The organism is Variovorax endophyticus, assembly GCF_025376855.1.
Taxonomy (GTDB): domain Bacteria; phylum Pseudomonadota; class Gammaproteobacteria; order Burkholderiales; family Burkholderiaceae_C; genus Variovorax.
In genome coordinates, this window is record NZ_JAHUTH010000055.1 from 1 (window position 1) to 24348 (window position 24348).

At 70.5% G+C, this 24348-nt stretch carries 17 protein-coding genes and 1 pseudogene; 15 read left to right on the forward strand and 3 right to left on the reverse strand.

Annotation, left to right across the window (positions count from 1 at the left end):
* The 15 genes and pseudogenes from KV106_RS38950 to KV106_RS39020 all read left to right on the forward strand — a co-directional run.
* A pseudogene (locus KV106_RS38950) lies at positions 1-1156 on the forward strand (secretin N-terminal domain-containing protein); the annotation flags it as partial.
* A gap of 61 nt (positions 1157-1217) precedes the next feature.
* On the forward strand, positions 1218-2609 hold the full coding sequence (locus tag KV106_RS38955; RefSeq protein WP_057593767.1) for a GspE/PulE family protein: 1392 nt from the start codon (positions 1218-1220) through the stop codon (positions 2607-2609).
* 15 nt (positions 2610-2624) lie between these two features.
* The gene (gene gspF, locus KV106_RS38960) at positions 2625-3863 is read left to right on the forward strand and encodes a type II secretion system inner membrane protein GspF (protein ID WP_057593768.1); all 1239 of its coding nucleotides are present in this window, start codon (positions 2625-2627) and stop codon (positions 3861-3863) included.
* A gap of 39 nt (positions 3864-3902) precedes the next feature.
* On the forward strand, positions 3903-4487 hold the full coding sequence (locus KV106_RS38965; protein ID WP_261217707.1) for a DUF7822 domain-containing protein: 585 nt from the start codon (positions 3903-3905) through the stop codon (positions 4485-4487).
* A 17-nt stretch (positions 4488-4504) separates the two neighbouring features.
* Entirely contained in the window at positions 4505-5491 is a 987-nt protein-coding gene (locus KV106_RS38970; protein ID WP_261217708.1) for a 5'-nucleotidase, read from the forward strand.
* Positions 5492-5800: 309 nt separating this feature from the next.
* Positions 5801-7825 carry a LamG domain-containing protein gene (locus tag KV106_RS38975; protein ID WP_261217710.1) on the forward strand — a complete coding sequence of 675 codons (2025 nt, stop codon included), beginning with the start codon at positions 5801-5803 and terminating at the stop codon, positions 7823-7825.
* A 54-nt stretch (positions 7826-7879) separates the two neighbouring features.
* Positions 7880-8071 carry a hypothetical protein gene (locus KV106_RS38980; protein ID WP_057593772.1) on the forward strand — a complete coding sequence of 64 codons (192 nt, stop codon included), beginning with the start codon at positions 7880-7882 and terminating at the stop codon, positions 8069-8071.
* Positions 8072-8117: 46 nt separating this feature from the next.
* A complete protein-coding gene (locus KV106_RS38985) occupies positions 8118-10310 on the forward strand; it encodes a phosphocholine-specific phospholipase C (protein WP_261217713.1) in 2193 nt (730 codons plus the stop codon).
* Positions 10311-10324: 14 nt separating this feature from the next.
* Positions 10325-12577, forward strand: coding sequence for a phosphocholine-specific phospholipase C (locus tag KV106_RS38990; protein ID WP_261217723.1), 2253 nt, complete (start codon positions 10325-10327; stop codon positions 12575-12577).
* Between the two features lie 235 nt (positions 12578-12812).
* Entirely contained in the window at positions 12813-13001 is a 189-nt protein-coding gene (locus tag KV106_RS38995) for a hypothetical protein (RefSeq protein WP_057593774.1), read from the forward strand.
* A gap of 32 nt (positions 13002-13033) precedes the next feature.
* On the forward strand, positions 13034-15295 hold the full coding sequence (locus KV106_RS39000; RefSeq protein WP_261217726.1) for a phosphocholine-specific phospholipase C: 2262 nt from the start codon (positions 13034-13036) through the stop codon (positions 15293-15295).
* Positions 15296-15342: 47 nt separating this feature from the next.
* Entirely contained in the window at positions 15343-16245 is a 903-nt protein-coding gene (locus tag KV106_RS39005) for a LysR substrate-binding domain-containing protein (RefSeq protein ID WP_261217728.1), read from the forward strand.
* Between the two features lie 119 nt (positions 16246-16364).
* Entirely contained in the window at positions 16365-17780 is a 1416-nt protein-coding gene (locus KV106_RS39010) for a nucleobase:cation symporter-2 family protein (RefSeq protein WP_261217731.1), read from the forward strand.
* A 1-nt stretch (position 17781) separates the two neighbouring features.
* Positions 17782-19206, forward strand: a complete 1425-nt coding sequence (locus tag KV106_RS39015) for an 8-oxoguanine deaminase (protein ID WP_261217733.1) — start codon at positions 17782-17784, stop codon at positions 19204-19206.
* Positions 19207-19409: 203 nt separating this feature from the next.
* A complete protein-coding gene (locus KV106_RS39020; RefSeq protein WP_261217735.1) occupies positions 19410-21422 on the forward strand; it encodes a lipoxygenase family protein in 2013 nt (670 codons plus the stop codon).
* 49 nt (positions 21423-21471) lie between these two features.
* On the opposite strand, the gene KV106_RS39025 is transcribed toward KV106_RS39020, so the two are convergent.
* From KV106_RS39025 to KV106_RS39035, 3 genes are read right to left on the reverse strand one after another with little or no spacing between them, the layout of a single operon-like run.
* Positions 21472-22713, reverse strand: coding sequence for a pyridoxal phosphate-dependent decarboxylase family protein (locus KV106_RS39025; protein WP_261217736.1), 1242 nt, complete (start codon positions 22711-22713; stop codon positions 21472-21474).
* Positions 22714-22720: 7 nt separating this feature from the next.
* A complete protein-coding gene (locus tag KV106_RS39030) occupies positions 22721-23536 on the reverse strand; it encodes an ABC transporter permease (protein WP_057593781.1) in 816 nt (271 codons plus the stop codon).
* Positions 23533-24348, reverse strand: a complete 816-nt coding sequence (locus KV106_RS39035; protein WP_261217737.1) for an ABC transporter ATP-binding protein — start codon at positions 24346-24348, stop codon at positions 23533-23535. The genes KV106_RS39030 and KV106_RS39035 overlap by 4 nt, the downstream gene beginning before the upstream one ends.

Genomic DNA, 24348 nt, shown 5'->3' on the forward strand with positions numbered 1-24348 from the left:
GATCCAGGCCGACCCGTCGACCAACTCGCTGATCATCACCGCGCCCGAGCCGCAGTACCGCCAGATGCGCGCCGTGATCGACAGGCTCGACGGCCGCCGCGCCCAGGTCATGATCGAGGCGCTGGTGGTCGAGGTGAACGCGACCAAGGCCGCGCAGTTCGGCGTGCAATGGCAGAGCGCGCTCGGCAACAACGCGGTGCTCGGCACCAACTCGAGCCTGACCGGCACCAACCTGCTGGCGCTCACGGCGGCGATCGCCACGCGCAACCCGCAGGGCATCTCGCTGCCGCAGGGCTTCAACATCGGCATCGGCGGCAAGATCGGCGGCCACTACGTGCTGGGCGCCATCGCCAACTTCTTCGCCAGCGACAACGACACGAACGTGCTGTCCACGCCGAACCTGCTGACGCTGGACAACGAGGAGGCCAAGATCGTGATCGGCCAGAACGTGCCCTTCCCGACCGGCTCCTACTCGAACCCCACCACGGGCGGCCTCAACCCCTTCACCACCGTCGAACGCAAGGACGTCGGCCTCACGCTGCGCGTGCGCCCGACCATCAACGAGAACGGCACCGTGAAGATGAGCATCTTCCAGGAGATCTCCACCGTGCTGCCCGGCAGCCTGACCGACCCGAACGGCCCCACCACCAACAAGCGCTCGCTCGAATCGAGCGTGCTGGTGGAAGACGGCGGCCTGGTCATGCTGGGCGGCCTGCTGTCCGACAACTACGGCAACAAGATCGAGAAGGTGCCGCTGGCCGGCGACATCCCGGTCGTGGGCAACCTGTTCAAGAACGAGACCCGCTCGCGCGAGAAGAACAACCTGATGATGTTCCTGCGTCCGGTCGTGATGCGCGACGCCGCCTCCACCGAGGCCTTCGCCTTCGACCGCTACGACCAGATCCGCGCCCTGCAGGTCCAGGCCCAGCCCGACACCGGCAACCCGATGCTCAACAAGGTCGACGCCGCGCCGATCCTGCCCGACACGCCGCTGACGCGCGCGCCGCGCGCTCCCTCGGGCAGCCTGCGCGAGGAAGGCACGCAGCTGATCCCGCCGCCGATCCCCGCGCCCGACAACCGCAAGCTGCCGGCCAGCCCGCTGCGCGGCGCCCTGCCGCCCACCGCCGACCCGGCCACGCAACGCGAAATGCCCTGAGGCCCGAAGGCCGCCCGCCCCGCTCGAACCACGCACCGACCACGCCCCGCCGACCCGCCCCATGCGCTATCCCCTGCCCTACGCCTTCGCCCGCAGCCAGCAACTGCTGCTCGAGGAAGCCGACGACGGCCGTTACACGCTGTGGATGTCGAGCCACCCCGCGCGCAGCGCCGTCGGCGAGGTCACGCGCAAGTACGGCGTGCAGGCCTTCGAGGTGCTGGCCGACGGCCCGCTCGCGCAGCGCATCAGCGCCGCCTACGCCCAGGGCGAATCGAGCGCCGCCGCGGTGGTCAGCGAGGTGCAGAGCGACGCCGACCTCTCGCGCATGATGCAGGAGCTGCCGGCGGTCGAGGACCTGCTGGAAAGCGCGGGCGACGCGCCCATCATCCGCATGCTCAACGCGCTGCTCACGCAGGCCGCGCGCGACGGCGCCAGCGACATCCACATCGAGCCCTACGAGCGCACGTCGTCGGTGCGCTTTCGCATCGACGGCACGCTGCGCGAAGTGGTGCAGCCCAACCGCGCGCTGCATGCCGCGCTGATCTCGCGCCTGAAGATCATGGCCGACCTCGACATCTCCGAGAAGCGGCTGCCGCAGGACGGGCGCATCTCGCTGCGCATCGGCACGCGCGCGGTCGACGTGCGGGTGTCGACGCTGCCGAGCGCGCACGGCGAACGCGCCGTGCTGCGCCTGCTCGACAAGAGCGAGTCGAAGCTCACGCTCGAATCGGTGGGCATGCTGGGCGACACGCTGGAGCGCTTCGAGAAGCTGATCACGCAGCCGCACGGCATCATCCTCGTGACCGGCCCCACCGGCTCGGGCAAGACCACCACGCTGTATGCCGCGCTGGCCCGGCTCGATGCGAGCCGCAGCAACATCATGACGGTGGAAGACCCGATCGAGTACGAGCTGCCGGGCGTTGGCCAGACCCAGATCAACGCCAAGATCGAGCTCACCTTCGCCAAGGCCCTGCGCGCCATCCTGCGGCAGGACCCGGACGTGATCATGATCGGCGAAATCCGCGACTTCGAGACCGCGCAGATCGCGATCCAGGCCTCGCTCACCGGCCACCTGGTGCTGGCCACGCTGCACACCAACGACTCGGTCAGCGCCGTCACGCGTCTCACCGACATGGGCGTCGAGCCCTTCCTGCTGAGTTCCTCGCTGCTCGGCGTGCTCGCGCAGCGGCTGGTGCGCAAGGTCTGCACCAGCTGCGGCGGCGCCGGCTGCGAGGCCTGCGGCCAGACCGGCTACCAGGGCCGCACCGGCATCTTCGAGCTGCTGGTGGCCGACGAGACCATCCAGGGCCTGATCCACAGCAAGGCAGCCGAGAGCGAGCTGCTCAAGGCCGGCGCGCAGGGCGGCCTGCGCCTGATGCGCGAGGACGGCGAACGGCTGGTGCAGGCCGGCATCACCTCGCGCGCCGAGCTCCTGCGCGTCACGCGCGACTAGCGCGCGAGTTCCGCCATGCCCGCCTACTCCTTCGAAGCCATCGATGCCGCCGGCCAGTCGCGCGAAGGCGTGCTCGAAGCCGACACCGCGCGCAGCGCGCGCAGCATGCTGCGCGCCCAGGCGCTGATCCCGCTGTCGGTCAAGCCGGTCGGCAGCGACCACGTCAACGGCACCGGCCAGGCGAGCGGCCTGTCGCGCTGGCTCGGCGGCGGCAAGCGGGTCTTCAATTCCACCGGCCTCGCGGTCTGGACGCGCCAGCTCGCGGGCCTGGTCTCCTCGGGCCTGCCGCTCGAGCGCGCGCTCACGGCGCTCACGGACGAGGCCGAATCGGAACAGCAACGCAACCTCGTGGCCTCGCTGCGCGCGGAGGTCAACGCCGGCTCGCCGTTCGCGCGCGCGCTGTCGGCGCATTCGCGCGAGTTCTCGCCGATCTACACCGCCGTGATCGGCGCCGGCGAGCAGAGCGGCAACCTCGGCCTGGTGCTCGACCGCCTGGCCGACGATCTCGAGGAACGCCAGGCGCTGCAGCAGAAGCTGGTCGGCGCGGCGCTCTACCCGGCCATCGTCACGCTGGTGGCGATCGTGATCGTGATCTTCCTCGTGAGCTACGTGGTGCCGCAGGTGGCGCAGGTGTTCGCGGGCACCAAGCGCTCGCTGCCCTTCCTCACCACCGTGATGCTGGGCCTCAGCGCCGCGGTGCGCAACTACGGCTGGTGGATGCTCGGCGCCGTGCTGCTGGCCGCCATCGGCGCGCGGCTGGCGCTGGCGCAGGAGGCCTTCCGCCTCAAGTTCGACGCCGCCTGGCTCAAGCTGCCGCTGGTGGGCAAGCTCGCGCGCGGCTACAACGCGGCGCGCTTCGCGAGCACGCTCGCCATGCTGGCCACCGCCGGCGTGCCGATCCTGCGCGCGCTGCAGGCGGCCGCCGAGACCCTGAGCAACCGCGCCATGCGCGCCGACGCGCTCGATGCGCTGGTGCTGGTGCGCGAGGGCGCGCCGCTGGCCTCGGCGCTGGCGCAGAAGAAGCGCTTTCCGGGCCTGGTGTCGATGTTCGCGCGGCTCGGCGAACAGACCGGCACGCTGCCGCTGATGCTGCAGCGCGCCTCCAACCAGCTCGGCGCCGAAGTGCAGCGCCGCGCCATGCACCTGGCGACCATCCTCGAGCCGCTGCTGATCGTGGCGATGGGTGGCGTGGTGATGCTGATCGTGCTGGCCGTGATGCTGCCGATCATCCAGCTCAACCAGTTCGTGAAGTAGCGCCCGCGCGCGGTCCGGCCGCGGGCAAGGAGCAAGCCGATGGCGAATCGAAGCTACCTCTATGCCAGCACCGCCCTGCCCGATGCGCAGGCCAGCCCGTCCACGCTGCGCGGCATCTCCGAGCATGCGTACGCGGTGCCGCTGCTGTTCCGGCTGCTGGTCTCGTGCGAGACGCGGCCCTGCCGCTCGGCGATCTGGAACGAGCCCGAGCCGCTCGCGCTGGCCGGGCGTTGCGGCCCGGGCATCGCGCGCGCGGCCGCCTTCCTCGCGCGCATCGAGCATCCCGCGATCTCGCCGATGCGCGAGGAGGCGCTGCGCTTCCTGAACGAACGCACGCGGCCCGACGAATGGTTCGTGCTCGAGCCGGCCGAGGTGCTGGGCATGGGCGACGCACCCGTGGCCGGCGAGGTCGAGAAGCTGCGCCAGGGCCTGGCCGATCTCGACGCCGAGATCGAGCGCACGCTCGCCACGCTCGCGCCGCGGCCGAAGAACATCTGGCAACGCCTGCTGCCGCCCGCGCAGCAGGTGGTCGAGGCGCCGATCCGCGAGCTCGGCCTGGGCCACTGGTCGGATACGCTCTACTTCTCGTTCGATGCGGCCGACGATGGCCGCGACGACTCCTGACCGTCCAACCGCACGCCATGCCCGTCACCCTCGAAGACAAGCTCGTGGTCGCGATCTCCTCGCGCGCCCTGTTCAACCTCGAAGAAGAGAACGAGATCTTCGAGTCGGGCGACGACGCGGGCTACATGAAGCTGCAGCTCGAGCGCCTCGACGTGCCGGCCGCGCCCGGTATCGCCTACTCGCTGATCCGCAAGCTGCTGCGCTTCAACGACGATGGCGTGCAGCGCGTCGAGGTCGTGATCCTCTCGCGCAACGACCCGGTCTCGGGCATGCGCATCTTCCGCTCCAGCGCCGCGGCCGACATCAAGCTGCAGCGCGGCGTGTTCACGCAGGGCCGCCCGCCCTTCGGCTACCTGCGCGCGCTGCGCGCCCACCTGTTCCTCTCGGTCAACGCGCAGGACGTGCGCGAGGCGCTGGCCGCGGGCTTCCCGGCCGCGCGCGTGCTGGTCGAATCGGTGAAGGCCAGCGATGCCTGGCCCAACGAGGTGCGCATCGCCTTCGACGGCGACGCCGTGCTGTTCAGCGACGAGGCCGAGCGCGTGTTCCAGGCCGAGGGCCTCGATGCCTTCCAGGCGCACGAGGCGAGCAAGGTCGACCTGCCGCTGCCCGGCGGCCCGTTCAAGCCGCTGCTGGCCGCGCTGCACCGGCTGCAGATGGCGGGCAATGCGCAGATGCGCATCCGCACCGCGCTGGTGACGGCGCGCAGCGCGCCCGCGCACGAACGCGCCATCCGCACGCTGATGAACTGGAACATCCGCGTCGACGAGGCCATGTTCCTCGGCGGCCTGCCCAAGGGCGAGTTCCTGCGCGAGTTCGAGCCCGACTTCTTCTTCGACGACCAGACCGGGCATGTCGATGCGGCGGCGCGGCATGTGCCGGCGGGGCATGTCTCGAGCGGGATCAGCAACGAGCCCGCGCGCGAAGCGGCGAAGGCCGCGAAGGCGCCATCGAAGCAACGCGCGCCCAAGGCCGCGGCGAAGCCCGCGAAGCCGCGCTCGCGCTAGGCGCGCAGGGCGCGGGGCCGAACCCGCCGGCCACCTTCAACTTCATTCTTTCGCAGTAACCGGCGATGCGCTGTCACGCGCATGCCTTCGCATTGTCATGCGCGATTCACTGCTGCGTCACGGGTTCTCCCTAATCTTCGCGGCGTCCGCACACGTGCCCTCCGGGCACTTTTTTTTGCCTCCGGCCGACTGTCACCGGCACTCCGTTCCATCTCATTCCAGGGCTCCACGATGCGTCCGAAACTTCACGCGCTCCCCGCATTCCGATCACGCGCCGCGACCCGCTGGCTGCTGCCGCTGACCGCGGCCATGGCGCTCGCCGCATGCGGCGGCGGTGGCGGCGGCGGCGTGGTCTTCCCGCCGGTCGCGACACCACCCGCCGGCGGCGGCAACGGCGACGGCAACCTGCCCACCACCAACCAGGGCAAGAGCGGCCCCAAGGCCCTGGTGGTGCAGATCGACGGCCTCACCCACGCCGCGCTGCGCGATGCGATGGCGCAGAACAAGGTGCCCGCGCTGCAGGGCCTGAAGCTCGCGCCGGCCTGGACCGGCGGCGCCAATGGCGCGCTCACCGAGCAGCGCACCACCGCGAGCCCCGGCTGGGCCACGCTCGTGACCGGCACCTGGGCGCAGCGCCACTCGGTGCAGTGGGACACGGCCGACCAGCGCATCGACGCCAGGCTCGCGCCCTCGGTGTTCGCGCTCGCGAAGCTGAAGAAGGACGCCGGCTACCTCACCGCCTCGGTGACGGCCGGCGCCAACTACCGCTCGCTGCTCGCGAACGAGAGCGGCACGCTCGATGCCGCCGTCGACTGCGCGGGCGCCGACGCCTGCGTGACCGAACGCACCGCGCAGCTCATCGACCAGGGCTGGGACCTGCTGGTGGCGCAGTACGGCGCGCCCGCCGCGGCGGCGCCCTCCGGCCCGCGCGGCGAGGCCTACCAGCGCGCCGTGTCCGACACCGCCGCCGCGGTCGGCCAGTTGCTCGCGCGCATCGCGCGGCGCAGCGCCAACGATGCGAAGGAAGACTGGCTCGTGGTGCTCACCACGCCCAACGGCCTCGATGCCTTCGGCAACGCGACCGGCACGCAGAGCGCGCAGACCAAGACGATCTTCGTCGCGAGCAACAAGACGCTGGCCGCGCTGCCCGCCACCGGCGAGGCCGCGCCCGCCGACGTCGCCACGCTGACGAAGCTGGCCGCCGCGACCGACATCGCGCCGACCGTGCTGCGCCACCTCGGCGCGCTGCCCGCGGCCGAGGCCTATCGCTTCAACGGCCAGCCGCTGCAGGCCGCCACCGCGCTGCGCGGCCTGGTGGCGACGACCGGCGCCGACAAGGCCAGCGTCGACCTCTCGTGGACGCTCGCGGGCAACGCGAACGTGCCGGTGAAGGTGCTGCGCGACGGCAAGCTGGTCGCCACGCTCGCGGCCGGTGCCACCGCCTACAACGACCCCGTGGAGGCGGCCAGCGACGGCATCCTGGCCTTCGACTACACCGTGGTCGCGGGCGATGCGAGCCTCGCGCTGCCGGCGCGCGTCACCTACGTGAAGCCCGCCACGCTCGCGCCCACGCTGCGCAACGGCCTGGTCAACTACTACCCGCTCGACGCGCTGCCGCCCGCCGACCGCAAGAGCGCCTCCACGCTCGCGCCCTGGGCCGCCGGCGCCGACGGCGGCAGCCTCGTGGACGATGGCTTCAAGGCCCCGTACAAGGCCAAGGCCCTGCGCGTGGACAGCAGCGTGAAGACCGCCGACGGCACCGCCGGCTATCGCCTGGTGCAGACCGCCGACGTGGCGACCGCGCCCTCGGTCACGGCCTACACCATCGGCTTCTGGCTGCGCACCGACGCGAGCTGCAGCGTGGGCGCGGGCGACGGCGCCTCGGTGATCGCCAACAAGAACTACGACAGCGGCAGCAACGCCGGCCTCGCGATCGGCCTGTTCGACGGCTGCGAGCTGCGCTTCAACGTCGGCAAGGGCGGCGGCCGCGCCGACAGCAACGGCTACCGCCTGAGCGCCGGCCAGTGGGCCTACGTGGCGGTCGTGATCGACAAGGCCAACCTCAAGATGACCGGTTACCTGTTCGACGCCGCGCGCGCGCTGCAGACCGGCAGCGCCGACATGACCGCCGACATCGTGGCCCAGCTCGGCGGCCTGAAGAACGGCCTGAGCCTCAACGAGGACGGCACCGGCCAGTACTACAAGCGCTGGACCAGCTCGCCGCGCGGCCCGCTCGACTTCAACGAGTTCGCGATCTGGAACCGCGCGCTCACGGCCGACGAGCTCACGAGCATCTTCAAGTCGGGCCAGCCGCTGTCCACGCTCGAGCCCTGAGCGCCATCGCATTCCGTTCCCCCACACACAACGACCCCGAGAGAGAGGATCACCATGCAAGTCCCACGTCCCCTTCACCTGCTTCGCTTCGCGCCCGCCCTGCTGCTGGCCTGCCTGCTGTCCGCCTGCGGCGGCGGCGATGGCGGCGGCGGCTTCCTCGGCGGCCTGCCCGGCGCGGGCAACCCCGGCGGCGGCACGCCGAATCCGCCGGCCACCACCGAGCCCGTGAAGCGCTGCGCGCCCTGAGCGTTCGAGCTTTCCAAACCGGAAGAACGCCAAGGACGACCCCGCGATGACAGACAACGCACGCCGCAAATTCCTCACCGGCAGCGCCACCACCGGCGCCGCCGCGCTCGCGCTCTCGGCCTTTCCGCCGAGCATCCGCCGCGCGCTCGCCATTCCCGCCAACAACAAGACCGGCACCATCCAGGACGTCGAGCACATCGTCATCCTGATGCAGGAGAACCGCTCCTTCGACCACTACTTCGGCACGCTCATGGGCGTGCGCGGCTTCGGCGACCGCTTCACGATTCCGCTGCCCAAGGGCATGAACGTCTGGCAGCAGAGCGATGCCAGCGGCACGGCCATCCTGCCCTACCACCTCGACAGCACCAAGGGCAACGCCCAGCGCGTGAGCGGCACGCCGCACTCGTGGAGCGACGGCCAGAACGCCTGGGACGGCGGGCGCACCTACCAGTGGGCGCGCTACAAGACCAACGCGGCGATGGGCTACTTCAAGGAAGCCGAACTGCCCTACCAGTTCGCGCTGGCCAACGCCTTCACGCTGTGCGACGAGTACCACTGCAGCATGCACACCGGCACCAACTCGAACCGCATGTTCCACTGGACCGGCACCAACGGCCCGACCGGCGCGGGCGTGGCCACGGTCAACAACGAGTGGGACTCGATCGACAGCTCGGCCAAGGGCTACGAGTGGAAGACCTATCCCGAGCGCCTGCAGGAGGCCAAGGTCAGCTGGATCGTCTACCAGAACATGCCGGAGAACTTCGGCGACAACCCGCTCGCGGGCTTCAAGCAGTACCGCCTGGCCAACGAGGCCTCGGGCAAGCCGGTCAGCAACGACGGCCCCTCGCCGGTCTACGACCCGGCGAGCGACGACGCGCGCAACCCGCTCTACAAGGGCATCGCCAACACCATGGGCGACGGCGGCTTCCTCGAGCAGTTCCGCCAGGACATCAGGAACGGCAAGCTGCCGCAGGTGTCGTGGATCGTCGCGCCGGCCACCTACTCCGAGCACCCCGGCCCCTCGAGCCCGGTGCAGGGCGGCTGGTACATCCAGGAAACGCTCGATGCGCTGACCGCGGTGCCCGAGGTGTGGAGCAAGACCGTGCTGCTCATCAACTTCGACGAGAACGACGGCTACTTCGACCACTACCCCTCGCCCGCCGCGCCCTCGATCAACCCCGACGGCACGCCCGCGGGCAAGACCACGCTGCCGGTCGACGCGCTCAAGCCCGAGTACTTCAACCATCCGAAGCCGCCGGGCACCACCGGCCAGCCCGCGCCCGACGGCCGCGTCTACGGCCCCGGCGTGCGCGTGCCGATGTACGTGGTGTCGCCATGGAGCCGCGGCGGCTGGGTCAACTCGCAGGCCTTCGACCACACCTCGGTGCTGCGCTTCATCGAGGCGCGCTTCGGTGTGAAGGAGACCAACATCAGCGCCTTCCGGCGCGCGGTGTGCGGCGACCTCACGAGCGCCTTCAACTTCGCGAACCCGAACAACGAGACGCTGCCCACGCTCGCGGGTCGCACCACGCGCGGCGCGGCCGACCGGCTGCGCAGCGACCAGGAGAAGCTGGCCCAGGTGCCGCTGCCGCTGGACCCGCAGCTGCCGCGCCAGGCCACCGGCACGCGGCCCTCGCGCGCGCTGCCCTACGAGCTGCACACCAGCGCGCGCAGCGATGCGATCGGCGGCAGCGTGCGGCTGATCTTCGCCAACACCGGCAAGGCCGCCGCCGTGTTCCACGTCTACGACCGGCTGCACCTCGACCGCCTGCCGCGCCGCTTCATGGTGGAACCGGGCAAGACGCTCGACGACGCCTGGAACGCGGTCAGCGACGACAGCGGCTTCTACGACCTCTGGGTGCTCGGCCCGAACGGCTACCACCGCCACTTCAAGGGCGACCTGAGCCGGCTGCGCGCCGGCGGCACCGCCGTGCCCGAGGTGCGCGTGTGCTACGACATCGCCAACGGCAACGTCTACCTCGAGATGCTCAATGCCGGCCAGGCCGCCGCGAAATTCACGGTGCGCGCCAAGGCCTACCGCGACGACGGCCCGTGGAGCGCGACCGTCGCGGGCGGCGCCAAGGCCGAGCTGCACTGGGATCTTTCGTCGAGCGGCGCCTGGTACGACTTCGTCGTGAGCTGCGACGCCGATGCGAGCTGGCAGCGCCGCTTCGCGGGCCGCGTGGAGACCGGCAAGCATTCGGTCAGCGATCCGGCCATGGGCCTGGGCGATCTGTGAAGGAGGCACGCACCATGACCGACAACGCACGCCGCAAGTTCCTCACCGGCAGCGCCACCACCGGCGCCGCCGCGCTCGCGCTCTCGGCCTTTCCGCCGAGCATCCGCCGCGCGCTCGCCATTCCCGCCAACAACAAGACCGGCACCATCCAGGACGTCGAGCACGTCGTCATCCTGATGCAGGAGAACCGTTCGTTCGACCACTACTTCGGCACGCTCGCCGGCGTGCGTGGCTTCGGCGACCGCTTCACCATCCCGCTGCCCAAGGGCATGAACGTCTGGCAGCAGAGCGATGCCAGCGGCAAGGCCATCCTGCCCTACCACCTCGACAGCTCGAAGGGCAATGCGCAGCGCGACGGCGGCACGCCGCACGACTGGGCCGACAGCCAGAACGCCTGGGACGGCGGGCGCATGTACCAGTGGGCGCGCTACAAGACCAGCAAGGCCATGGGCTATCACAAGGCGACGGAGATCCCGTTCCAGTTCGCGCTGGCCAACGCCTTCACGATCTGCGATGCCTACCACTGCGCGATGCACACCGGCACCGACGCCAACCGCTCCTTCCACCTGACCGGCACCAACGGCCCGACCGCGACCAACACCGCCTTCGTGCGCAACGAATGGGACTGGATCGACGGCAAGCCCGGCTCGCTGAACGTGGGCTACACCTGGAAGACCTACGCGGAGCGCCTGGAAGATGCGGGCGTGCGCTGGATCAGCTACCAGAACATGCCCGACGAATGGGGCGACAACATGCTCGGCGCGTTCCGGCAGTTCCGCAAGGCCAACATCGACTCGGGCTACCCGGTCTCCAGCGGCGGCGAGCCCAACAAGCCCTATGCCGACACCGGCCAGGCGCTGCCCTACAAGGCCTACGACCGCGCCACCGACGACGCGAAGAGCCCGCTCTACAAGGGCGTGGCCAACACGCTGCCCGGCACGAAGCCCGAGGACTACCTCGACGCGTTCAAGCGCGACATCCGCGAGGGCAAGCTGCCGCAGGTCTGCTGGATGAACGCGCCGTCGATCTACTGCGAGCATCCCGGCCCCTCGAGCCCGATCCAGGGCGCCTGGTTCCTGCAGGAGGTGCTGGACGCGCTCACCGCCGTGCCCGAGGTGTGGAGCAAGACCGTGCTGCTGATCAACTTCGACGAGAACGACGGCTACTTCGACCACCTGCCTTCGCCCTCGGCGCCTTCGCCCAACGGCGACGGCAGCTACGCGGGCAAGACCACGCTGTCGGACTCGGCGATGGGTCCCGAGTACTTCACGCATGCCGCGCCGCTGGGCAGCGGCGGCCAGCCCAAGGCCGACGGCCGCGTCTACGGCCCGGGCCCGCGCGTGCCGCTATACGTGATCTCGCCGTGGAGCCGCGGCGGCTGGGTCAGCTCGCAGGCCTTCGACCACACCTCGGTGCTGCGCTTCCTCGAAACCCGCTTCGGCGTGCAGGAGCCCAACATCAGCGCCTTCCGGCGCGCGGTGTGCGGCGATCTCACGAGCGCCTTCAACTTCGCCAACCCCAACGGCGAAGCGCTGCCCACGCTGACCGGCCGCGCCACCCGCGCGGAGGTCGACCAGATCCGGCGCAACCAGGAGGCGCTGTCGCAGGTGCCGCTGCCGCTCGATCCGCAACTGCCTCGCCAGACCACCGGCACGCGGCCCTCGCGCGCCCTGCCCTACGAGCTGCACACCAGCGCGCGCACGGCACCGCTCGACGGCACGGTGCAGCTGCTGTTCGCGAACACCGGCAAGGCGGCCGCCGTGTTCCACGTCTACGACAAGCTCAACCTCGCGCGCCTGCCGCGCCGCTACATGGTCGAGGCCGGCAAGACGCTCGACGACACCTGGATGGCGGGCCGCGACAACAGCGGTTTCTACGACCTGTGGGTGCTCGGCCCGAACGGCTACCACCGCCACTTCAAGGGCGACCTCGGCAGCCTGCGCGCGAGCGACGCGGCCGCCCCCGAAGTCCGCGTGTGCTACGACATCGCCAACGGCAACGTCTACCTCGAGCTGCTCAACGGCGGCAAGAAGGCCGTGAAGTTCACGGTGCGCGCCAAGGCCTACCGCGACGACGGCCCGTGGACCGCGACCGTGCAGCCCGGCGCCAAGGCCGAGCTGCATTGGGATCTTTCGTCGAGCGGCGCCTGGTACGACTTCGTCGTGGGCTGCGATGCCGATCCGACCTTCGCGCGCCGCTTCGCGGGCCGCGTCGAGACCGGCAAGCACTCGGTCAGCGATCCCGCGATGGGCATGGCCGACCTCTGAGGCCCATGCATCGCTGAGGGCTTCCGCAGCCTTCCCACCAGGCCGGACACGGTACGCGCGAGCCCTTCGCGCGCTGCCTGTCCGGCTTTGGTATTCATCGCGCGCGCAGGCGCAACGCGCGCTTACACCTCGGCCGCGTTCTTCACTCGACTGTCATTGCCGCTTCCTACCGTGGGCAGTGGCGGCGCGCTCCTCGTCGCCTCTTCACAAGAAAACACACCTGCGAGGATTTCCCATGCATCTCTTCTTCTCGCGCGCGCGGCTGCTGCCGGCGCTGATCCTGGCCTGCACCCTCGCCGCCTGCGGTGGCGGCAGCGGCGGCGGCTTCGGCGGCCTGCCGGGCACGGGCAACCCCGGCGGCGGCGACGGCGGCACGCAGAACCCGCCCGCCACCACGCAGCCCGTGATGCGCTGCGCGCCCTGATACAACGGCCCGAAAAACAACACGACAAGACCATGACCTCACGCCGCAAATTCCTCACCGGCAGCGCCACCACCGGCGCCGCCGCGCTCGCGCTCTCGGCCTTTCCGCCGAGCATCCGCCGCGCGCTCGCCATTCCCGCCAACAACAAGACCGGCACCATCCAGGACGTCGAGCACATCGTCATCCTGATGCAGGAGAACCGTTCGTTCGACCATTACTTCGGCACCCTCAAGGGCGTGCGCGGCTTCGGCGACCGCTTCCCGATCCCGCTGCCCAACGGCCTCAACGTGTGGCAGCAGCTCGACGAGAACGGCAAGGTGGTGCTGCCCTATCACCTCGACGGCAGCAAAGGCAACGCGCAGCGCGTGAGCAGCACGCCGCACACCTGGGTCGACTCGCACAACGCCTGGGACGGCGGCCGCCTCTACCAGTGGCCGCGCTACAAGAAGGTCAGCAGCACCGCGCCCTACGTGCAGTCGATGGGCTACCTCGCCGAGGCCGAGCTGCCGTTCCAGTTCGCGCTGGCCAACGCCTTCACGATCTGCGACGACTATCACTGCGCGATGCACACCGGCACGCACGCCAACCGCTCGTTCCACTGGACCGGCACCAACGGCCCCACCGGCGGCAACGTGGCCTACGTGAACAACGTCAATGCCTGGAGCTCGACCGGTCCCTCGACCGAGGGCTACGAATGGAAGACCTATGCCGAGCGCCTGCAGGACGCGGGCGTGAGCTGGATGGTCTACCAGAACATCCCGAACAACTACGGCTGCAATCCGCTGCTGGGCTTCAAGAACTTCCGCAAGGCCAACGAGGCCTCGGCCAAGCCGGTCAGCACCTCGCTGCCGCAGGGCGCATCGCCGGCCTACGCGCCCGGCGACGACGCCGGCAACCCGCTCTACAAGGGCACGGCCAACACGCTGCCAGTGGCCGACCAGGCGGCCTTCGACGCGGGCGCGATCATGGATGCCTTCCGCGCCGACGTGAAGGCCGGCCGGCTGCCGGCGGTGTCGTGGGTGATCCCGCCCGACGTCTACTCCGAGCACCCCGGCCCCTCGAGCCCGGTGCAGGGCGCGTGGTACATCCAGCAGGTGCTGGAGGCGCTCATCGCCGTGCCCGAGGTCTGGAGCAAGACCGTGCTGTTCGTGAACTTCGACGAGAACGACGGCTACTTCGACCACGTGCCCTCGGCCTCGGCGCCCTCGCCCATCGCATCGGCCGATCCCTCGGCGAAGGCCTTCGCGGGCAAGACCACGATGTCCGACGCGGACCTGAGCTTCGAGTACTTCAACCATCCCAAGCCGCCGGGCATGACGCAGTCGCAGCCCACGCCCGACGGCAACGTCTACGGCCCCGGCATGCGCGTGCCGATGTACGTGATCTCGCCGTGGAGCCGCGGCGGCTGGGTCAACTCGCAGACCTTCGACCACACCTCGGTGCTGCGCTTCGTCGAGGCCCGCTTCGGCGTGAAGGAAAGCAACATCGGCCCGTTCCGCCGCGCGGTCAACGGCGACCTCACGAGCGCCTTCAACTTCGCCGATCCCAACGGCGAGGCGCTGCCCACGCTCGCGGGCCGCCGCACCAAGGCCGAGGCCGACCAGCTGCGCGCCGCGCAGCAGGCGCTGCCGCAGGTCACGCCGCCGGCCAACGGCCTGCTGCCGCGCCAGGCCACGGGCACGCGGCCCTCGCGCGCGCTGCCCTACGAGCTGCACACCAGCGCCAGGGCCGACGCGGCCGGCGGCACGCTGCAGTTGCTGTTCGCCAACACCGGCAACGCGGCCGCCGTGTTTCATGTCTACGACCGGCTCAACCTCGACCGCCTGCCGCGCCGCTACATGGTCGAAGCCGGCAAGTCGCTCGACGACCGCTGGAACGCGACGGTCGACAACGCCGGCCGCTACGACCTCTGGGTGCTCGGCCCCAACGGCTACCACCGCCATTTCCAGGGCGACCTCAACGCACTGCGCGCCGGCGGCGCGGCCGTGCCCGAGGTGCGCGTGTGCTACGACATCGCCAACGGCAACGTCTACCTCGAGATGATGAACGGCGGCCAGGCCGCGGCGAAGTTCAGCGTGCGCGCCAAGGCCTACCGCGACGACGGCCCGTGGACCGCGACCGTCGCGGGCGGCGCCAAGGCCGAGCTGCACTGGGAGCTCGCGGCCAGCGGCCAGTGGTACGACTTCGCCGTCACCTGCGATGCCGATCCGGCCTACTACCGACGCTTCGCCGGCCGCGTCGAGACCGGCAAGCATTCGGTCAGCGATCCCGCGCTGGGCTTGCCCGACCTCTGAGCCCGCATGCATGATCCCCCCGCGCCCACGGTGGCGCGGGAGATGTCATGCACGCCAAGGTGGTCCGGTACTTCGTCGAGGTGGTTCGCGCGGGTTCGATCCGCAAGGCGGCCGCGCAACTGCACGTGGTGCCGACCGCGATCAACCGGCAGATCCTCAACCTCGAGGAGGAGCTGGGCGCGCCGCTGTTCGAGCGCATCCACAACACGCTCAAGCTCACGCCGGTGGGCGAGCTGGTGCTCGCGCATGCGCGCGGCACGCTGCGCGAGTTCGACGGGGTGCGCCAGCGCATCGAGGCCATGCGCGGGCTGCGCCAGGGCGAGGTCACGCTGGCCACCACCGCCGGCCTCGCCGACGCCTTCCTGCCGGGCGTGGTGCGGCGCTTTCGCGCGGCCCATCCCGGCATCCAGCTCAAGCTGCTGGGCCTGCCGATCGCGGCCGTGCTGCACGGCGTGCGCGAAGGCGATGCCGACCTCGCGCTGGCCTACGACGTGCCTGCCACGGCGGGCTTTCGCACCCTGTTCGCGAGCGAATGGCCGATCGGCGCGGTGGTGCCGCCCGGCCATGCGCTCACGGCCCATGCGAGCACCGTGCTGGCCGAGTGCGTGGGCCATCCGCTGCTGCTGCCCGCGCCCTCGCTGTCGATCCGGCCGATCATCGATGCCGCCTTCGAACGCTCGGGCCTGCGCGCCTCGCCCGCGATCGAGACCACCTCCACCGCGCTGATGCGCCGCCTGGTGCGCGAGGGCGAGGGCATCACGCTGCTCAACCGGCTCGACGTGGCCGAGGAGATGCACGACGGCTCGCTGGTCTTCGTGCCCCTGCGCGACGCCACCCTGCCGGCCCAGACGCTCACGCTCGAGACCCGTGCCGCGCAGTCGCCGAGCCCCGCGGCCGAGCTGTTCGCCAACCACGTGACGACCTGCCTCGACGAGCTGCTCGCGCCCTGAACACGGCGCCGGGGCCCGTCCACTTTTTGTGCACGGGGCGCGCCATTTATTGACTTTGCGCGTTCGAAGGCCTGGCTCCTAGACTGCCGCGCCGGTCATCGGCCGGAAGGAAAAGTCCCATGCTTTCGAACGACAAAAAGCCCCCCGCAGGAGACGGCGAAGGGGTCGACCAGAAGCTTCCCCTCATGCGCTGCGGCGCGCTGAGCCTGCAGCACGTGCTCGTGATGTACGCGGGCACGGTCGCGGTGCCGCTGATCGTGGGCGGCGCGCTCGGCCTCTCGAAGGCCGACATCGCCTTTCTCATCAATGCCGACCTGCTGGCCGCCGGCATCGCCACGCTGGTGCAGGCCATCGGCTTCTGGCGCTTCGGCATCCGCATGCCCGTGATGATGGGCGTGACCTTCGCGGCCGTGGGCCCGATGATCGCCATCGGCATCGATCCCTCGCTGGGCCTGCCCGCGATCTACGGCGCCACCATCGTGGCGGGGCTGTTCGGCATCGCGCTCGCGCCGCTGATGGGGCGCGTGCTCGGCGTGTTCCCGCCGCTGGTGACGGGCACGGTCATCACGCTGATCGGCGTCTCGCTGATGGTGGTGGCGATCCACTGGGCCGCGGGCGGGCAGCCCACCTCGACGCGCAGCATCGAGGGCGTGGCGCATGCGGTGGCCAACCCGGCCTACGGCGAGCCGGTGAACCTCGCCATCGCCGCGGCCGTGCTGGCGGCGATCGTCGCGATCACGCGCTTCGGCAAGGGCCTCATCGCCAACATCGCGGTGCTGCTGGGCATCGTCTTCGGCGTGCTGCTGTCGCTGGCGCTCGGCCGCATGCAGTTCGACGGCCTCGAGGAAGCGAGCTGGATGGCCGTGACCACGCCCTTCCACTTCGGCCTGCCGCGCTTCGAGCTCACGGCCATCGCCTCGATGTGCATCGTGATGCTGATCACCATGGTCGAATCGACCGGCATGTTCCTCGCGCTCGGCGAGATCACGGGCCGCAGGATCGACACCGACGCGCTCTCGCGCGGCCTGCGCGCCGACGGCCTGGGCACGGTGATCGGCGGCGTGTTCAACACCTTCCCCTACACCTCGTTCTCGCAGAACGTGGGGCTGGTCACGGTCACGGGCGTGCGCTCGCGCTACGTGGCGGCCGGCGGCGGCGTGCTGCTGATCGCGCTCGCGCTGTTCCCCAAGGTCGCGCACGTGGTGGCATCGGTGCCTTCCTTCGTGCTCGGGGGCGCGGGCATCGTGATGTTCGGCATGGTCGCGGCCACCGGCATCCGAATCCTCGGCAGCATCGACTACGCACGCGAGCGCCACGCGCTCTACGTGATCGCGATCTCGGTCGGCCTCGGGCTGATCCCCACGCTGTCGCCGAACTTCTTCCAGCACGTCCCTGCCTGGACCCATCCGCTGACGCACAGCGGCATCGTGCTCGGCACGGTCGCCGCGGTGCTGCTCAATCTCTTCTACAACGGCGTGCAGTCGAGGGAGCGTTCCTTCACACTGGCAGCACGCACCTCGCACGGAACCGAATGACATGACTTCCTCCATCGCCTCCTCGCCCCGGCCGCTGCGCGTGCTGCGCCACGCCGACGTGCTCGTCACCATGGACGCCGCGCGGCGCGAGATCGCCGATGGCGCGCTGGTGATCGACGGGCCGGCCATCGCCTGGGTCGGTGCCACGGCCGAGCTGCCGCCGGTCTACCTCGAGGCGTTGCGCAGCGGCGATGCCGAGGCCATCGACCTGCACGGCCACGTGCTGATGCCGGGGCTGGTGAACACCCACCACCACATGTACCAGAGCCTCACGCGCGCGGTGCCCGAGGCGCAGGACGCCGAGCTGTTCGGCTGGCTCAGCAACCTCTACCTGCTGTGGGCGCGGCTCACGCCCGAGATGATCCGCGTGTCGACCCAAACCGCGATGGCCGAGCTGATGCTCTCGGGCTGCACCACCACCAGCGACCACCTCTACCTGTTCCCCAACGGCGCGCGGCTCGACGATTCGATCGAGGCGGCCGCCACGATGGGCATGCGCTTCCATGCCGCGCGCGGCAGCATGAGCGTGGGCCGCAGCGCCGGCGGCCTGCCGCCCGACGAGGTGGTGGAAAGCGAGGCCGCGATCCTGCGCGACAGCGAGCGGCTGATCGATCGCTGGCACGACGCCTCGCGCCATTCGATGCGGCGCATCGTGCTCGCGCCCTGCTCGCCGTTCTCGGTCTCGCGCGAGCTCATGCGCGACTCGGCGCTGCTCGCGCGCGAGCGCGGCGTGTCGCTGCACACGCACCTGGCCGAGAACGACAACGACGTCGCCTACTCGCGCGAGAAGTTCGGCATGACGCCGGCCGAGTACGCCGAGGACCTGGGCTGGGTCGGCCGCGACGTCTGGCATGCGCACTGCGTGAAGCTCGACCCCGCGGGCATCGCCCTCTTCGGCCGCACCGGCACCGGCGTGGCCCATTGCCCGTGCTCGAACATGCGGCTGGCCTCGGGCATCGCGCCCATCGGCGCCATGCGCCGCGCCGGCGTGCCGGTGGGCCTGGGCGTGGACGGCAGCGCCTCGAACGACGGCGCCCACCTGCTCGGCGAGGCGCGCCAGGCCATGCTGCTGCAGCGCGTGGGCCATGGCCCGGCCGCGATGACGGCGCGCGAGGCGCTCGAGATCGCGACCCTGGGCGGCGCGCGCGTGCTGGGCCGCGACGACATCGGCGCGCTCGCGCCGGGCATGTCGGCCGACGTGGTGGGCTTCGACCTGCGCGGCGTGTCGCACGCGGGCGCGTGGCACGACCCGGTGGCGGCGCTGGTGTTCTGCACGCCGGCCTCGGCCGCGCTCAGCATCATCGACGGCCAGGTGCGCATCCGCGAGGGCCACTTCGTCGATCTCGAGCTGCCGCCGCTGCTCGCACGGCACCGCGAGCTCGCGCGCACGCTGTACGAGCGCGCGCGGCATCCGCACACGGCCTGAGACGCTGAACAGCACCTGACCGGCGTGCGCTTTCGCAACGCCGGATGCGAACCTTCGCCCTAGGCAGCTACCCGCATTGCGGGCGTCATGCCTCGTCCGCAGAATCCGCTGGCTCGAATAGAACGAGCGTTCGATTTTGTCGGCCAGGGCGAGAACCATCGGCCGATGTTCCAGATGCACGACAACAACAGGGAACACCAGCGATGAAACGCAGAGAACTCCTCAAGGGCGCGGCCGCGGCCGGCACCGCAGCGGGATTCGGCAGCCTGCTGGCCGGCGAGCCATCCGCCGCCTCGGCCGCGCTGCCGGTGCTCAAGCCCACCTTGCCGCAGAAGATCGATCCGATCAGCGCCACCTTGCGCCGGCTCGAACTCGTGAGCCGGCAGGCCACCTACCTCTGGACCGAGTCGCACCTCAACCTCGCGGGCGTGCCGATGGGCACTGTCGTGCCGCCGGCCGAGCTGCCGGCGCTCGAGCACCAGTTGCTGACCTTGTCGCGCGCGCTCGAGGCGGCCGTGAACTTCGCGGCCTCCTTCGCCACCAGCCCGCTCGCCAGCGGCAGCCTGCAGACGCTCGACAACCTGCGCACGCGGCTCGCGGCCCTGCAGGCGAGCTTCGCGCAGCTGCTGTCGCAGAACGCCGGCCTGCTCACGCTGCCGGCCGCGGCGCTCGCCTTGCTGGGAACCCTGACCGGCACCGCGGGCGACATCGCCACCCAGTTGCGACAGGTGCACCAGGACCTGATGACGCAGGGCCTGCTCGGCGGGCCGCGCACCGTGGCGCAGTATGACGCGCTGTTCGCGACCATCGAGAAGCCGTCGATCGCGCAGGTCTTCCGCGACAACGCGCTGTTCGCCTGGATGCGCGTGGCCGGCCCGAACCCGATGCTGATCCGCAAGGCGAGCGTGCTGCCCTCGAAGTTCCCGCTGACCGACGCGCAGTACCGGCAGGCCATGGGCAACGCCGACAGCCTCGCCGACGCGGCCGCCGAGGGCCGCCTCTACCTGCTCGACTACGAGGGCCTGGGCGACATGGCGCCCACGGGCCCGGTGACCAAGCCGCTGACCGGCACCGCCTATGTCTTCATGCCGATCGCGCTGTTCGCGCGGCCCAGGGCGGGCCGTTCGTTGGTGCCCGTGGCCATCCAGTGCGGCCAGAACCCGGCGCAGCATCCGATCTTCCTGCGCGTGGACGACGCCTCGAACGCCGAGGCCTACTGGGCCTGGCAGTCGGCCAAGACCACGGTGCAGGTGGCCGACTTCAACTACCACGAGATGTTCGTGCACCTGGGCCGCACGCACCTGATGTCGGAGGCCTTCGCGATGGCCACGCAGCGCCAGCTCGCGACCGCGCATCCGCTGAGCCGCCTGCTGTCGCCGCACCTCGAGGGCGCGATGTTCATCAACGAGGCGGCCACGCTGATCATCATGGCGCCGCTGACCACGGGCGACGGCATCCTCGCGGCGCCGATCGAGACCCTGCAGCGCGAGTGCGGCCGCGACCGCCTGGCCTACGACTTCCAGGCCAACCTGATGCTGCCCGACGAGCTGCGCGCGCGCGGCGTCGACAACCCGAACGAGCTGCCCGAGTACCCGTACCGCGACGACGCGCTGCTGCTGTGGAACGCGATCGCGCAATGGGTGGGCGAGTACGTCGCGACCTACTACCTCAGCGACGCCGACGTGAGCGGCGACCACGAGCTGCAGGCCTGGGCCGTCGACCTATCGACCCACGGCAAGGTGAAGGGGCTGCCCGTCATTTCCACGCGCGCCAGGCTGGCCGACGTGATCACGGCCATCGTCTTCAACACCAGCGCGCAGCATGCGGCCGTGAACTTCCCGCAGCTCTCGGTGATGACCTACGCGCCCTTCAGCGCGGGCATGGCCGGCACGCCGGCGCCCGCCTCGACGGCCGGCCAGTCGGAGGCCACCTGGTCGCAGATGCTGCCCGCGCGGCTCGCGGCGCAGGAGCAGATCCTGCTGTTCCACATCCTCGGCGGCGTCTACTACCGGCCGCTCGGCGAGTACAAGGACAACGCGTTTCCGCACCTGCCGGTGCTGATCGATCCCGCGATCGCGGGCCAGGGCGGGCCGCTCGAGCGCTTCCGCGCGGCGCTGGCGAACATCGAAACGACGATCAAGCAGCGCAACACGACGCGCTCGCGGCCCTACGAGCACCTGCTGCCGAGCCGGATTCCGTCGAGCACGAACATCTGAGCGGACGCTGGACAGGTTGTCGAATTCGGGTTTCCGTCCGCTCCCGCGTTCAATACTGCGCCACCACCCCGCCAGCACCGCCATCCGCCAACGTCGCCGGATCCTCCAGCACCGCGGCCACGTCGCCCAGGTACTGCCCCACCACCGGCTCGTGCGTGAGGTTCAGCATGTGGTGGATGCCGTCGGGGTTCTTCACGTAGCCCACGGTCCAGCCGCGCGCGCCGAGGCCGCGGCCGATGGCGCCCATGTCGCGGGCGGGCGAGCCGAAGGCGAAGATCGACAGCTCGGGCCGGCCCAGCGTGGGCAGGCCCAGCGCATCGAGGCCCTGCTGCATCGCGCGCCGCGTCGCGAGCACGCGCTCGGTGACGCGCAGATAGCCCGCATGGCCCAGGTAGTTCATCACCGCCCAGGCCGCGGCGATGGCGCCGCCCGCGCGCGTGCCCACCAGCGTGTGGGTGAAGTATTGGCCGCGCGGCCAGTCGTCGAAGTAGTAGCCCATCAGCGCGAAGGCCTCGGGATCGGCGAAGAACAGGGTCGAGGCGCCCTTGGCGGTGTAGCCGTACTTGTGCAGGTCGGCCGAGATCGAGGTCACGCCCTCGACCGCGAAATCGAAGTCGGGGATGTCGGCGCCGAGCTCGCGCGCGAACGGCGCGAAGTAGCCGCCCACGCAGGCATCGACATGCATCCAGCAGCCGTGCTCGCGCGCCAGCGCCGCGATCTCGGGAATGGGATCGACCACGCCGTGCGGAAAGGCCGGCGCCGAGCCCACCACCATCGCGGTGTCGGGCGTGAAGGCGGCGCGCATCGCCGCCGGGTCGGCGCGGAAGTCGGCCGCCAGCGGCGTGCGCACCGGCACCAGGCCGAGGAAGTGCGCGGCCTTGTCGAAGGCCGGATGCGCGCTCCGGGGCATCAGGATCTCGGGCCTGGCCATGCCGGGGCGGCGCGCCAGCGCGCGGTCGCGCGCGCACTTGACCGCGAGGAAGATGCTCTCGGTGCCGCCGGTGGTCATGGCACCGCGCGACTCGGCACCGCCGTGCAGCAGCGAAAGGCCCATCTCCACCACCTCGCGCTCGAAGGTCGCGAGGCTCGCGAAAGCGCGCGGGCCCAGGCCGTTCTCGGAGAAGTACATCAGGTAGGCCTTCTTGGCCACCTCGAGCACGTCCTCGCCCGCATAGTGGATGAACATCGGCACGCGGCCGTTGCGCCAGTCGGCGTCGCCGCGGCCGGCCTCCTCGAGCCGCCGCTGCAGTTCGGGCCAGGACGTGCCTTGCTCGGGGAGTGTCAGTGCCATGGTCGCTTCATCCTTCCTTGCCGCCCCAATGGACGACCTTGTTTTCGAGTGCCCGCGCCAGCAGGTCGAGCAGGTAGCCGAGGATCGCCATGATCAGCGCGCCGACGATCACGACGTTGGTGAGCAGGAAGTCGGAGGCCGACATCGCCATGTAGGCGATGCCCGCGTTGGTGGCGATCATCTCGGCGCCCACCAGCATGGTCACGCCCAGGCCGATGCTCACGCGGATGCCGGTGAAGATGCCCGGCAGGCTGGCCGGGAAGATCACGCGCCGGAAGATCATGGCGCGCGAGGCACCGAGCGCCATCGCGGCCTGCACCTTGCGCCGGCCCACCGCGCGCACCGCCTGCATGGCGCTGATCGAGAGGATCGGGAACAGCGCGAGCACGATGATCACGATCTTCGAGACCTCGCCGATGCCGAACCAGATGATGAGCAGCGGCAGCAGCGCGAGCTTGGGCATCGGCCGCGTGATCTCGATCGGCGGATCGAGCACCGCCTTCACGGTCTCGTTCATGCCCATCCACAGCCCCAGCGGCACCGCCACCAGCACGGTGAGGACGAAGGAGGCGCCGAAGCGGAACAGGCTGATGCCCAGGTGGTGCGCGAGCGTCTTGCCCTGGTAGCCGTTCTGCATGAGCTGGAGGAAGGTGTTCCACACCGACATCGGCGAGGGCAGGAACAGCGGCGCGACCAGCGGCTGGTCGCCCACGATCGGCACGGTGATCAGCAGCCACAGCACGAACAGCGCGGCGAAGGAGCCGAGGTTGATCCAGCGCGCGCGGGTGCGTGCGCCGTTGGGCCGGTTGGGCGCGGCGCTCATCGCTGGGCCTCCTGGTGCTGCGCGGCCAGCGCCTCCTCGCGCAGCAGGCCGAAGATCTCGGCCTTCATGCGCGCGAACTCGGCGCTCGCGACCACGGCCGGGTCGTCGCTCTGCGCGAAGCCCGGATGGAACTTCGCCTTGATGCGGCCCGGGCGTGCCGACATCACGACGATCTCGGTCGCGAGGAACAGCGCCTCGTCGATGCTGTGGGTGATCCACAGCACGGTCTTGCGCGTCTCGTGCCAGATGCGCTTGATCTCCTCCTGCAGCAGCTCGCGCGTCTGCGCGTCGAGCGCGGCGAAGGGCTCGTCCATCAGCAGGATCTCGGGCGAATTGGCGAGCGCGCGCGCGATGCCCACGCGCTGCTGCATGCCGCCCGAGAGCTCGTAGGGATAGCGCTTCGCGAAGCCCGCGAGGCCGACCATCTCGAGGTATTGCGAGGCGATGCGCGTGGCCTCGGCGGCCGACTTGCCCGTGGCCAGCGGCCCGAAGGCCACGTTGTCGATCACGCGCATCCAGGTGAACAGCGCGCCCTGCTGGAACACCACGCCGCGGCGCGGATCGGGGCCGCGCACCGGCTGACCGTCCATCAGCACGCGGCCGGCCGTGGGCTGCTCGAAGCCCGCGAGGATGTTCAGCAGCGTGCTCTTGCCGCAGCCCGAGGGGCCGAGCAGGCAGGCGAAGGCGCCCTCTGCGATGTCGAGCGTGATCGGCTCCAGCGCCTGCACCGCGTCGGGGCCGTCGCCGAAGCGCTTGGAGACTTCCTCGAAACGGACCTTGGGCGTGCCCGCCTGCTGCGGTGGCAGTCCCAT